This window comes from Caulobacter sp. X (assembly GCF_002742635.1).
Classification (GTDB): Bacteria; Pseudomonadota; Alphaproteobacteria; order Caulobacterales; family Caulobacteraceae; genus Caulobacter.
Genome location: NZ_PEGF01000001.1, coordinates 209,173 through 221,519 on the forward strand (window position 1 = coordinate 209,173; position 12,347 = coordinate 221,519).

General features: G+C 67.3%; 10 protein-coding genes. 2 read left to right on the top strand and 8 right to left on the bottom strand.

Annotated features, from left to right (window positions below; translation table 11 throughout):
* Positions 1 to 7 precede the first annotated feature (7 nt).
* On the top strand, positions 8 to 1,648 hold the full coding sequence (locus CSW60_RS00870) for an NAD(P)/FAD-dependent oxidoreductase (RefSeq protein ID WP_099535312.1): 1,641 nt from the start codon (positions 8 to 10) through the stop codon (positions 1,646 to 1,648).
* Positions 1,649 to 1,699: 51 nt separating this feature from the next.
* Here the strand turns inward: CSW60_RS00870 and CSW60_RS00875 are convergent, their stop codons facing one another.
* From CSW60_RS00875 to CSW60_RS00900, 6 genes are all read right to left on the bottom strand, one after another.
* Positions 1,700 to 2,776: an alkene reductase gene (locus CSW60_RS00875; RefSeq protein ID WP_099535314.1), complete on the bottom strand. Its 1,077-nt coding sequence runs from the start codon at positions 2,774 to 2,776 to the stop codon at positions 1,700 to 1,702.
* Positions 2,777 to 2,908: 132 nt separating this feature from the next.
* Positions 2,909 to 4,291 carry an FAD-containing oxidoreductase gene (locus tag CSW60_RS00880; protein ID WP_099535316.1) on the bottom strand — a complete coding sequence of 461 codons (1,383 nt, stop codon included), beginning with the start codon at positions 4,289 to 4,291 and terminating at the stop codon, positions 2,909 to 2,911.
* On the bottom strand, positions 4,288 to 4,752 hold the full coding sequence (locus CSW60_RS00885; protein ID WP_099535318.1) for a DUF4126 family protein: 465 nt from the start codon (positions 4,750 to 4,752) through the stop codon (positions 4,288 to 4,290). The genes CSW60_RS00880 and CSW60_RS00885 overlap by 4 nt, the downstream gene beginning before the upstream one ends.
* A gap of 100 nt (positions 4,753 to 4,852) precedes the next feature.
* Positions 4,853 to 6,004 (bottom strand): cystathionine beta-lyase, encoded by a 1,152-nt coding sequence (metC, locus tag CSW60_RS00890; protein WP_099535320.1) that lies wholly within the window; start codon positions 6,002 to 6,004, stop codon positions 4,853 to 4,855.
* A 16-nt stretch (positions 6,005 to 6,020) separates the two neighbouring features.
* A complete protein-coding gene (gene sseA / locus CSW60_RS00895) occupies positions 6,021 to 6,878 on the bottom strand; it encodes a 3-mercaptopyruvate sulfurtransferase (protein WP_099535322.1) in 858 nt (285 codons plus the stop codon).
* Between the two features lie 78 nt (positions 6,879 to 6,956).
* Positions 6,957 to 7,955 carry a cysteine synthase A gene (locus CSW60_RS00900; protein ID WP_099535324.1) on the bottom strand — a complete coding sequence of 333 codons (999 nt, stop codon included), beginning with the start codon at positions 7,953 to 7,955 and terminating at the stop codon, positions 6,957 to 6,959.
* Positions 7,956 to 8,044: 89 nt separating this feature from the next.
* Here CSW60_RS00900 and CSW60_RS00905 point away from each other — a divergent pair, with 89 nt between their 5' ends.
* Positions 8,045 to 9,577, top strand: coding sequence for a cryptochrome/photolyase family protein (locus tag CSW60_RS00905; protein WP_099535326.1), 1,533 nt, complete (start codon positions 8,045 to 8,047; stop codon positions 9,575 to 9,577).
* Here CSW60_RS00905 and CSW60_RS00910 read toward each other — a convergent pair.
* Positions 9,574 to 10,788: a cyclopropane-fatty-acyl-phospholipid synthase family protein gene (locus CSW60_RS00910; protein WP_099535328.1), complete on the bottom strand. Its 1,215-nt coding sequence runs from the start codon at positions 10,786 to 10,788 to the stop codon at positions 9,574 to 9,576. The two genes, CSW60_RS00905 and CSW60_RS00910, sit on opposite strands and share 4 nt — an antisense overlap.
* Before the next feature lie 71 nt (positions 10,789 to 10,859).
* The gene (locus CSW60_RS00915) at positions 10,860 to 12,311 is read right to left on the bottom strand and encodes a deoxyribodipyrimidine photo-lyase (RefSeq protein WP_099535330.1); all 1,452 of its coding nucleotides are present in this window, start codon (positions 12,309 to 12,311) and stop codon (positions 10,860 to 10,862) included.
* Positions 12,312 to 12,347 lie beyond the last annotated feature (36 nt).

Consider the following 12,347-nt stretch of genomic DNA (forward strand, 5'->3'; position numbering starts at 1 on the left):
CCGCGCCATGCTGCGTATTTCGGAACTGAAGCTGCCGCTGGGCCATCCGCCGGAGGCCATGGCGCCCGCCATCGTCGAGCGCTTGGGGATCAAGGCCGATGACCTGGTGAGCTTCGAGGTCGCCCGCCGCGCCAACGACGCGCGCCGGAAGTCGGCGATCCTGATGGTCTATTCGGTCGACGTCGTGCTGCGCGACGAGGCGGCCGTGCTGCGCCGCTTCGAGGGCGATCACCATGTGCGGGTGACGCCTGACACGAGCTACAGGTTCGCCGCCAAGGCGCCGGAGGACTTCGACGGCCCGCGCCCCGTGGTCATTGGCGCCGGTCCCTGCGGCCTGTTCGCGGGCCTGATCCTGGCCCAGATGGGGCTGAAGCCGATCATCGTCGACCGCGGCAAGGTCGTGCGCGAGCGCACCAAGGACACCTGGGGCCTGTGGCGGCGCGGTGAGCTGAATCCGGAGTCCAACGTCCAGTTCGGCGAGGGCGGGGCGGGGACCTTCTCGGACGGCAAGCTCTACAGCCAGATCAAGGATCCGCGCTTCCTGGGCCGCAAGGTGCTGACCGAGTTCGTCAAGGCCGGGGCGCCGGAAGAGATCCTGACCGAGGCCCATCCGCACATTGGCACCTTCCGCCTGGTGCACATGGTCGAGAACATGCGCGCCCTGATCGAGAGCCTGGGCGGCGAATATCGCTGGCAGCATCGGGTCGAGGACTTCGACATCGAGGTTGGCGAGGATGGCGTCCGGCGGATCAAGGGGCTGCACATCGCCGGGCATGGCTACCTGCCAGCGCGTCACGTAGTCATGGCCCTGGGCCACAGCTCGCGCGACACCTTCCAGGTGCTGTACGACCGCGGCGTCCATATCGAGGCCAAGCCGTTCTCGATCGGCGTCCGGATCGAGCATCCGCAGTCGTGGATCGATCGCGCGCGCTTCGGCGACTGCGCCGGCCACAAGGATCTCGGCGCCGCGGCCTACGCCATCTCGCACCACGCCAAGAATGGGCGGACGGTCTATAGCTTCTGCATGTGCCCGGGCGGCACGGTCGTGGCCGCGACCTCGGAGCCCGGCCGCGTCGTCACCAACGGCATGAGCCAGTATTCGCGCAACGAGCGTAACGCCAACTCGGGCTTCGTCGTCGATATCAATCCCGAGCAGGACTATCCGGGCCACCCGCTGGCCGGGGTCGAGTTCCAGCGCAAGTGGGAGAGCCTGGCGTTCCAGGCCGGCGGCGGAACCTACAAGGCGCCGGGCCAACTGGTCGGGGACTTCCTGGCGGGGCGCCCGTCGACCGAGTTCGGCGCGGTCACGCCATCCTACAAGCCGGGCGTCCACCTCACTGATCTGGCGCAATGCCTGCCGCCGTTCGCCATCGAGGCGATGCGCGAGGCGCTGCCGGTTTTCGGCCGCCAGATCCCTGGCTACGACCATCCGGACGTGGTGCTGACCGGCGTCGAGACCCGGACGTCCTCGCCGGTGCGGATCACGCGCGGCAAGGACTTCCAAAGCCTGAACACCGCCGGCCTCTATCCGGCCGGCGAGGGCGCGGGCTATGCCGGCGGCATCCTGTCTGCGGCGGTCGACGGCATCAAGGTCGCCGAGGCCGTGGCCGCCCAGTACGTGGCCGAGGGCCTGATCGAGGCTGCTTAAGGCCTGTCGTCCCGGATCGCTCGCCGAGCTTCCGGGACGACGGTTTGCCGTTTACGCCGGCTCGCCGACCTGCTGCAGGGTCGGATAGTCGGTATAGCCGCGCGGCCCGTTCTCGAACCCGTAGAACGTCGCGGGATCGGGCGTGTTCAGCGGCGCGCCGGTCTTGAGGCGCTCCACGAGGTCCGGGTTGGCGATATAGGCCTTGCCGAAGGCGATGGCGTCGGCCTTGCCGGCCTCGATCGCGGTGTTGGCGCTGGCGAGGTCGAACTTCTCGTTGGCGATGTAGACGCCGCCGAAGGCCTTCTTCAGGTCCGGACCCAGGCTGTCGGCCGCCTCGTATTCACGGGCCGAGACAAAGCCGATCTTGCGCTCGCCCAGGGCCTTGGCGACGTAGCCGAACGCAGCGGCGAGGTTGCTGTCACCCATCGAATGGCTGTCGGCGCGCGGCGCCAGGTGCACGCCGACGCGATCAGCGCCCCACACTGAGATCGCCGCGTCCGTGGCTTCCAGCAGCAGGCGCGCGCGGTTCTCAATCGAGCCGCCGTACTGGTCGGTGCGCTGGTTGCTGCCGTCCTGCAGGAATTGGTCGAGCAGATAGCCGTTGGCGCCGTGCAGCTGCACGCCGTCGAAGCCGGCGGCCTGGGCGTTCTCCGCGCCCTGGCGGAAAGCCTCGACGACCCCGGCGACCTCTTCGGTCGAAAGCGCGCGCGGGGTGGGGTAGTCGCGTTGCGGACGCAGCAGGCTGACATGGCCCTTGGCGGCGATGGCGCTGGGGGCGACGGGGAGTTCGCCGTTCAGCAGCTCGGGATCGGAGATGCGGCCGACGTGCCAGATCTGCATGAAGATACGACCGCCCTTGTCATGCACGGCCTTGGTCACCTGCTTCCAGGCTTCGGTTTGCTCCTTGGACCAGATGCCAGGAACGCCGGCGTAGCCGACGCCTTGCGGCGACACTGGGACGCCTTCGCTGATCAGCAGGCCGGCCGAGGCGCGCTGGCCGTAATACTCGGCCATCAGGGCGTTGGGGATATGGGTCGGACCGGCGCGCAGCCGGGTCAGCGGCGCCATGACAACGCGATTGGGCAGGTTGAGGTCGCCGACGCGCAGCGGGTCGAACAGATTGGGCATGCGAGACTGTCCCTTGGGGTAGGGGCGCCGACCCTCCGTCGGCGTCTGCGTGCTATCTGGTCGTGCTTTCGCCGTTCGCAACCGCAACAGGTTCAGATTTATCTGCAAGCGGGCGGGCTAAAATCTGAAAATCTAAACGGGCTTCAGTTCGCCCAGCATCGTCGGGATCAGCTCCGAGACCGTTGGGTGGATGTGGACCGCGCGCTGGATCGTCGTGTAGGGCGCCTTGGCGTACATCAGGTCGATCATGCCGTGGATCGCTTCGTCGCCGTTCAGGCCCAGGATCGCCGCGCCGAGAATCTGTTTCGTCTCGGCGTCGACCACCACCTTCATGAAGCCCTGGGTTTCGCCCTTCTCGACCGCGCGGCCGACGCGGGTCATCGGGCGCTGGCCGATCAGCAGCGGACGGCCCGTGGCGCGGGCCTCGGCCTCGGTCATGCCGACCCGGCCTAGCGGCGGATCGACGAACAGGCCGTAGCAGGGGATCCGGTCGCTGACCTTGCGCGGATCATTGTCGAGCAGGTTGGCGGCGACGATCTCGAAGTCGTTGTAGGCGGTGTGGGTGAAAGCGCCCTTGCCGTTGCAGTCGCCCATCGCCCAGATCCCGGGGACGTTGGTCTGCAGCTGGTCGTCGACCACGACATAGCCGCGCTTGTCGGTCTCGACGCCGGCGGCGGCCAGGTTGAGGTCGTCGGTGTTCGGCCGCCGTCCGACCGCCAGCAGGACATGGGATCCCGTCACCTGCGGCTCGCCCGCCTCGCAGGTCACATGCACGCAGACGCCCTCGTCACGCGGCGAGAACCGGATGCATTCGGCGTTGAGCCGGATGGTGATCCCCTCCGCTTCCAGGATTTCGCGGATCGCGTCGGAGATTTCCGGATCCTCGCGGCTGATGAGCCGTGGTCCCATCTCGACGATGGTCACCTGGCTGCCGAACCGCCGGAACATCTGGGCGAACTCCAGCCCGATATAGCTGCCGCCGATGATCACCAGGTGTTCGGGCAGGACGTCGAGCTGCATCATGCCGACATTGGTCAGGTGCGGAATATCATTGACGCCCGGCATGTCCGGCACGTTGGCGCGGCCGCCGACGTTCAGGAAGATTTTCGGCGCGGTCAGCAATCGGTCACCGACCCGCACGGTGTCGGCGCTCTCGAAGCGGGCGTGACCCTCGATGACCGTGCAGCCCTCCATGCCGCGCAGCCAGTTTTCCACGCCGCCCCGGGCGTTCTTCACCACGGTCTGCTGTCGCGCCCAGACCTTTTTCATGTCGACGCCGACGGGGCCTTCCAGCACGACGCCATAGTCCTGGGCCCGACGCGCCACGTGTGCGGCGTAGGCGCTGGCGACCAGGGTCTTGGTCGGCATGCAGCCGGTGTTCACGCAGGTTCCGCCGAAATCCTTGCGCTCGATCATCGCCACCCTTTGGCCAGCGACGGTTAGGCGTCCGGCCAGGGATGGCCCGGCTTGGCCCGCGCCGATGATGATGGCGTCGAAGCGCTCGGCCGCGCTCATCGGGCCAACGCCACGATCGCAAGAGCGCCGCCGATGGCGACCGCGTCCTCGATCAGCGCGGCCGGACGATCCTGGCCGAAGCGTGCGGCGAGCCGACCGCGAACCTCCGCGCCGCCGAGCGTGCCGATCACCGCGCCGACGGCGCCGATGGCCGCGCCGCGCAGCCAGTGGCCGCTGGGCATCATCAGCGCCGCGCCGCTGAAGGCGCCCGTGGCGATACGCGTTCCGAACTGGACGGGAACCTTGCGACTGGGCGTTTGCGGAAGCTGATCGCCGACCAGCTCCAGCGCCGCAAGAGCGGTGAGGATCAGGACTGGGATCAGGCCGCCCAGCCAGGCCAGCGGCCAACCCGCCAGAGGCAGCCAGCCCAGCCGCGTCGCCCAAGCGGCGGCGGCCGGCGCCGTCATCGCCCGCAGGCCGGCGACAACCCCGATCAGAAGGGCAAAGACATAGAGCGCCATGGACCGTCCCCTTGTTGCGCGCGTGACATCGGCGCCGACGACATCACAGGCGAGACGGCGATTATTGCAAGCTCTGATCGTGGCGACGGAGCGCGCGATGTTAGGCCTTCAAGGCCTCGAAGCCTTGGGTCAGATCAGCCTTCAGGTCCTCGACGCTTTCCAGCCCCACATGGAAGCGCAGCAGCGGCCCCTCCAGGTTCACCGGGATGGAGCGAAACTTCAGCTGCGGATCGCAGTGCAGGGCCAGGCTCTCATAGCCGCCCCAGGAGAAGCCCAGCCCAAACAGCTTCAGGCTATCAAGAAAGGCCTTGGCCGCGCTTTGCGTGCAAGGCTTCAGCACGACGCCGAACAGGCCGCAGGCGCCCGTGAAGTCGCGCTTCCAGATCGCGTGGCCAGGATCGTCGGGCAGGGCCGGGTGCAGCACCCGCGACACCTCGGGCCGCGCCTGCAGCCAGCGCGCGACAGCGAGGCCATTGTCCTGGTGGCGCGGCAAACGCGTGGCCAGGGTCCGCAGACCCCGCAGCATGGTGTAGGCGTCGTCGGGCGAGACGGACCAGCCGATGTCCCACATGGCCTCGCCCAACAGGGCGGCGACAGCCTTGTCCGAGGTCGCCACCGAACCCATGAAGCAGTCCGAGTGGCCGCCGACATATTTGGTCAGGGCCTGGACGCTGAGGGTCACGCCGTGGGCCAGGGGCTTGAAGTAGAAGCCGGCCGCCCAGGTGTTGTCGATCAGGGTCATGATCCCGCGCGCGTTCGCCGCCTGGGCGATGGCGGGAATGTCCTGCATCTCGAAGGTCAGCGAGCCTGGCGCCTCCAGCACGATCAGGCGCGTGCGCGGCGTCGCCAGCGCCATCAGGGCCTCGGCGTCCAGAGCCGGGTCGTAGTAGGTCGTGGTCACGCCGAAACGGGACAGCAGGCGGTCGCAGAACCGGCGCGTGGGCTTGTAGGCGCTGTCGACCACCAGGACCTCGTCGCTGGCCTTCAGCACCGCCAGCAGGGCGCCGGTGATCGCCGCCAGGCCCGACGGATAGAGCGTGACGTCCTCGGCGCCTTCCAACTCGGCCAGGGCGGCTTGCAGGGCGCTGGGGGTCGCGAGGCCCGTGATGCCGTAGGTCAGCTGGTCGTCGTCGTACAGCGACGCCGCGTCGCGCAACAGTACGGTCGATCCCCGCTGGATCGGCGGATTGACCGTCTTGGCCAGCGTGTGATTGGCCAGGCCCTTGCGGATCAGGCGGGTTTCTTCGTCCATCGAGATACTCTTAATGCTAGGCCGCCGGACCCGTGGCGACGGGGGTGTCGGCGAGGCCGCCCCATTCGGTCCAGGAGCCGTCGTAGACCGCCGACCGCGGCTTGCCCATCCGCGCAAGCGCCAGGGCGACCACCGCGGCGGTGATGCCCGAGCCGCAGGTCGAGACGATGGGCTTGTTGATGTCGACGCCGGCGGTCTCGAACACGGTCTTCAGCTTGTCGGCCGGCAGCATCGTGCCGTCCGGCGCGATCATCGCCGCGAGCGGGATATTGCGCGCGCCCGGCATATGGCCGCCGCGCAGGCCCGCGCGGGGTTCGGGATCGCGGCCCTCGAAGCGGCCGGCGGCGCGGGCGTCGATGATCTGCTCGCGACCGCTGGCGACGATCTCGCGCATCTGCTCCAGCGAGCGGTAGATGTCGGCCTGGTAGCGCGGCGTGAAGTGGCGCTCCTGCGGCGCGGCGGGACCGTCCTCGATCGGGCGGCCCTCGGCGATCCATTTGGGCAGGCCGCCGTCCAGCACCACGACGTCCTCGTGGCCCATGGCCCGGAAGTGCCACCAGGCGCGCGCGGCCGGCAGAATGCCGATGCTGTCGTAAACGACGATCCGTGAGCCGTCGCCCAGGCCCAGCTTCCTGACCCGCGAGGCGAACTTCACCGGCGTCGGGATCATGTGCGGCAGGTCGGTGGTCTCGTCGGCGATGTCGTCGATGTCGAAGAACACCGCGCCCGGAATGTGGGCGGCCAGGAACTCCTTGTACGGCTCGCGCTGGGCGGCCGGCATGTGCCACGAAGCGTCGACGACCCGCACGTCCGGCGCGTCGAGATGTTCGGCCAGCCAGGCGGTGGAGACCAGCGGATCGGACGGAGTGCTCATGTCGACGCCTTTCTGGGGGCTGACTCGCCCCCGTTTCGAGACGCCGGCAACATCGCCGCCGACGCGCTTCGTCGCAAGCTACATCCAGGGCGGCGTCGGCAGGCCCTTTTCCTTAAGGAAGTCGGGGTTGAACAGCTTGGACTGGTAGCGCGAGCCGTGGTCGCACAGCACGGTCACGATCGTGTGGCCGGGCCCGAGTTCCTTGGCCAGCTTCACGGCTCCGGCGATGTTGATCCCCGCCGAGCCGCCCAGGCATAGACCCTCGTGCATGACGAGGTCGTAGAGCACCTTCAGCATTTCCTCGTCGGACACGCGGAAGGGATGGTCGATAGTCAGGCCTTCCAGATTGGCGGTCACGCGGCCCTGGCCGATGCCCTCGCTGATCGAACTGCCCTCGGACTTCAGCTCGCCGTCCTTGTACCAGCTGTAGAGCGCCGCGCCGTGCGGGTCGGCGAGGCCGATCTTCACGTCGGGCTTGCGTTCGCGAAGGGCCGCCGCGACGCCGGCCAGGGTGCCGCCCGAGCCGACAGCGCAGATGAAGCCGTCGACCTTGCCCTCTGTTTGCTCGAAGATTTCCGGGCCCGTCCCAAGGTAGTGGGCTTCGCGGTTGGCGACATTGTCGAACTGGTTGGCCCAGATCACGCCATTGGGCTCGGTCTTGGCAAGTTCCTCGGCCAAGCGTCCGGAATAGCGGACATAATTGCCCGGGTTCGAATATGGAACCGCATCGACCTCGACCAACTCGGCGCCCAGCAGGCGGATGGCGTCCTTCTTCTCCTGGCTCTGGGTGCGGGGAATGACGATGGTGGTCTTGTAGCCCAGGGCCGAGGCGACCATGGCCAGGCCGATGCCGGTGTTGCCAGCGGTGCCCTCGACGATGCGGCCGCCGGGCTTCAGCAGACCCTTGGCCTCCGCATCGCGGATGATCCCCAGGGCGGCGCGGTCCTTGACCGACTGGCCTGGGTTCATGAACTCGGCCTTGCCCAGAATCTCGCAGCCGGTCGCCTCGCTGGCGCGGCGCAGGCGGATCAGCGGCGTGTTTCCGATGGCGTCGAGAACGCTGGGGAGGAAGGGCATGATTTCACCTGCGTGGCCGGGCTGGCATGGTAGATCGTGCGCGGGCCGCGTCACGCAAGCCCAGTTTTCCTGAAGGCGAGAGGTTCGCGGTGAGCAATTCGAAAGGCGCTCTGCGACTGGTCCTGGGCGACCAGCTGTCGGAAAGCCTGTCGGCGCTGAACGATATCGATCCCGCGCGCGACGTCGTGCTGATGGTCGAGAGCGTCGCCGAGGCCACCGCCTGGAAGCATCACAAGCAGAAGCTGGTCCTGGTCTGGTCGGCCATGCGCCAGTTCGCCGAGCGGCTGCGCGCGAAGGGCCTGAGCGTCCGGTATGTCACGCTCGACGATCCCGCCAACACCCGCACCATCGCCGGAGAGGTGACCCGCGCGCTGGGCGAGGGCGCTTTCGACCGCCTGGTCCGCACCGTCTGCGGCAAGTGGAGTCTGGAACAGGCGCTGCTGTCGCTGGAGGTCGGCGTTCCGGTCGAGACGCGCGAGGACGATCGGTTTCTGTGCTCTCGCGCCGAATTCGCGGGCTGGGCCGAGGGGCGACGCGAGCTACGGATGGAGTTCTTCTACCGCGAGATGCGCCGGCGCACCGGCCTCCTGATGGACGCCGACAAGCCGGCCGGCGGGCGCTGGAACTTCGACCCGGAGAACCGCAAGAAGCTGCCGAAGGGCGTGCGGCCGCCCAAGCGCCTGCGGACTCCGTCGAACGCAACCACCCAGGCCGTCATCGACATGGTCTCGAAGGGCTTCGAGGACCACTTCGGAACGCTCGACGCGTTCGGTTGGCCGACCAATCGCGAGGAGGCTGAAGCAGCGCTGCAGCACTTCCTGGACCACATGTTGCCGGAGTTCGGCGACTGGCAGGACGCCATGGCCTGGGAGCAGCCGTTCCTGTGGCATGGCCTGATCTCGCCGGCCCTGAACATCGGCCTGCTGGACCCGCTGGACATTTGCCGACGGGCCGAGGCGGTCTGGCGCGAGGGGCGGGCGCCGCTGAACGCGGTCGAGGGCTTCATCCGCCAGATCATCGGCTGGCGCGAGTTCGTGCGCGGCGTCTATTGGCTGAAGATGCCGGAATACGGCCGCCGCAATGCACTTGAGGCCGAGGGCAAGCTGCCGTGGTTCTTCTGGTCGGGCGAGACCGACATGGCCTGCGTCGCCGACGCGGTGCGCTCAGCCCGCGACCACGCCTACGCCCATCACATCCAGAGACTGATGGTCACCGGCAATCTCGCCATGCTGCTGGGCGTGCATCCCGACGCGGTCGACGACTGGTACATGGTAGTGTTCGCCGACGCCTATGAGTGGGTTGAGATGCCGAACACGCGCGGCATGGCGACCTTCGCCGACGGCGGCATCGTCGGCTCCAAGCCTTACGCCGCCAGCGGCGCCTATATCGATCGGATGAGCGACTACTGCAAAGGCTGTCGCTATGACGTCAAGCAGCGGCTGGGCGACGACGCCTGTCCGTTCAACGCCCTCTACTGGGACTTCATCGACCGCCACGCTGAGCGCCTGGCCGGCAACGGCCGCATGCTGATGCCGCTGAAGACGCTGAACGGCATGGATGAGACCGAGCGCCGCGCCTTCCGCGAGAAGGCGGCGGCGCTCAGAACTCAGATGGGCGTCTAGCCGCGGCTGAGGCCCAGCTGGATGACGTTGGTCCGCTCAGTGCGGAACCCCGCCTCGCAATAGCTGAGATAGAACCGCCACAGGCGACGGAAGCGCTCGTCGAAGCCATCCTTGCGGATCTCATGCCAGGCGGCTTCGAACTGCCGGCCCCATTCGGCCAGCGTGTCCGCATAATTCTGGCCGAAGCGCTTGAGATCGCTCCATTCCAGCCCGGCGCGTTCGGTTTCTTCCTTAAGCCGCGCCTCGCTGGGCAGCATGCCGCCCGGGAAGATGTAGCGCTGGATGAAGTCGGTGCGGCTGCGATAGTCGCTGAACAGCTCGTCGCGGATGGTGATGATCTGCAGGCCGGCGCGGCCGCCGGGGACCAGCACCTCGCGGATCTTACCGAAATAGGCGGGCCAATATTCCTCGCCCACCGCCTCGAACATCTCGATCGAGGCCACGGCGTCGAAGCGGCCCTCGACATCGCGGTAGTCGACTAGGCGGATGTCGGCCTTTTCGGAAAGACCCTGATCGAACAGGCGCTTGCGGGCGAAATCGTACTGCGCCTGGGAGATGGTGATGCCGGTGACCTTGGCCCCGACCTCCTTGGCGGCGAACTCAGCGAAGCCGCCCCAGCCGCAGCCGATCTCCAGCACATGCTTGCCGGGCGCCAGGCCGATGGTCTTGGCGAGCGCGGCGTACTTGGCGCGTTGGGCGTCGGGCAGCGGCTGGTTCGGGTGCTCGTATAGGGCCGACGAATAGGTCATCGTCGGGTCCAGCCAGCGGGAGTAGAAGGCGTTGCCGAGGTCGTAGTGGGCGTGGATGTTCCGCTTCGAGCCTGAGCGGCTGTTGCGGTTGAACAGATGGTAGATCGCGTTCAGCGCCCGCATGATCGGGTTGCCCGCGTGCAGCCCCGCCAGGCGGTCGAAGTTCAGCGAGAAGGCCTCGAGAACGGCCGACAAATCGGGCGTGTCCCACTCGCCGGCCATGAAGCCTTCCGCGAAACCGATGTCGCCCGACAGCAGGGCGCGGCGGACAAAGTTGTAGTCGCGGATGCGGATGGTCGCGTCGGGCCCGTCCTTGCGGCCCTTTACCGTCAGCGCCTTGCCGGTCGGCAGGATGAAGGTCAGCGACCCGGCCTCCCAATTCTCGGCCGCGATGCGCACGGCGGAACGAAAGGCGGTTGGGGCGACCCTAAGGTCGGGATCAGTCCAGAGCGCGTTTTCCAAGGCAGGGCCTCGCTTCCGGTGACGCGTTGATTAAACGCCGTTAACCACCGTCTCGTAAAGCCCTCGCTGATCTAGAGGCTGTGATAGGCCTCCAGGGCGCGCTCGCGCGCCTTGGCGTGGTCAACGATCGGTTTGGCATAGATACGCCGCGCCGCCGGAGACAGATGGAGCGGTTGCTCCCATGGCTTGTGGATAACATTGTCAGGAACAGTCTTGAGTTCTGGAACCCAGCGTCGAACATAGTCGCCGCGTGGGTCGAACTTCTCGCCCTGACTGATCGGATTGAAGATCCGGAAATACGGCGCGGCGTCGGCGCCGCTGCCGGCGGTCCATTGCCAATTGCCGACATTATTGGCGAGATCGGCGTCGACCAGCGTGTCCCAGAACCAGGCCTCGCCCTCGCGCCAATCGATCATCAGGTGCTTGATCAGGAACGAGGCCACGATCATCCGCACGCGATTGTGCATGAAGCCGGTGACCCACAGCTCGTGCATGCCGGCGTCGACGATCGGATAGCCGGTCTCACCCTTGGTCCAGGCCTCGAAGGCGGCGCGGTCCCTGGCCCAGGGAAAGCCGTCGAACTCCGGCTTGAAATTGCGGCTGGGCAGCTCGGGCCAGTGAAACAGGATCGAGTGGTTGAACTCGCGCCAGCCGATCTCGGACAGGAACTTGTCGGCTTCCGCGGCAGGGATGTCGCCGGCCTCGGCGGCGTTGCGGGCGGCGATCCAGACTTGGCGCGGACCGATTTCGCCAAAGTGCAGGTGCGGCGACAGGCGCGAGGTGGCGGGCGCCGAGGGGATATCGCGCTTCTCGCCATAGCCCTTGATCGGGCCGGACAGGAACGCATCCAGCCGCGTCCGCGCGCCAGCCTCGCCCGGCGTCCAAATGTCGAAACCCTTGGACCAATCGGGCTTGGTTGGGTGAAGCGCCCAGTCGGAAAGCCTGTCGCTGGACGTCGCCTTGTCCAGGCATCTCAAGACCTTGGGCGCGGCTTCTACGACGACATCGTTCAGATGCTCCCGCGCCGCGCGCCAGTAGGGCGTGAAGACCTTGTAGGGCAGGCCCGAACCGTTCTGGACCGTCCAGGGCTCGTTCAGCAGGCCAGCATTGAAGCTCTGGACGTCGACGCCAGCGTCCTTCAGGCGGGCCTTGATCGCCGCGTCGCGATCGATGCTGGCCTTGTCGTAGAGCCGGTTCCACAACACGCAGGTCGCGCCCGTCTCGGCGATCAGGGCGTCCAGAACCTCGGCGGCGACGCCCTTGCGGAGCACGAGCCTATTGCCAAGCTTCTCAAGCTCTTGGGCCAGGCTCTTCAGCGACTTGTCCAGCCACCACAGCGAGGCGGCGCCCATCGGCCGCACGCCGGGCGTCTCGTCCAGGGTGTACAGGCACACCACCGGGCGACCACTGTCGCCGGCATGGCGCAGCGCCGGATTGTCGGCTATGCGCAGGTCCTTGCGGAACCAAACGATGATGGCGCCGGGGTTCGCCTCGCTGTCGCCAGAGTCTTTCCGCACTTGCACCGTCCCGCCCGAAGGGTCACCTCTTGGGCGCCCAAA

Coding starts and splice junctions, on each gene's coding strand:
- CSW60_RS00870 (WP_099535312.1), top strand. CDS start 8: ATGCTGCGTATTTCGGAACTGAAGCTGCCGCTGGGCCATCCGCCGGAG.
- CSW60_RS00875 (WP_099535314.1), bottom strand. CDS start 2,776: ATGCCCAATCTGTTCGACCCGCTGCGCGTCGGCGACCTCAACCTGCCC.
- CSW60_RS00880 (WP_099535316.1), bottom strand. CDS start 4,291: ATGAGCGCGGCCGAGCGCTTCGACGCCATCATCATCGGCGCGGGCCAA.
- CSW60_RS00885 (WP_099535318.1), bottom strand. CDS start 4,752: ATGGCGCTCTATGTCTTTGCCCTTCTGATCGGGGTTGTCGCCGGCCTG.
- metC (WP_099535320.1), bottom strand. CDS start 6,004: ATGGACGAAGAAACCCGCCTGATCCGCAAGGGCCTGGCCAATCACACG.
- sseA (WP_099535322.1), bottom strand. CDS start 6,878: ATGAGCACTCCGTCCGATCCGCTGGTCTCCACCGCCTGGCTGGCCGAA.
- CSW60_RS00900 (WP_099535324.1), bottom strand. CDS start 7,955: ATGCCCTTCCTCCCCAGCGTTCTCGACGCCATCGGAAACACGCCGCTG.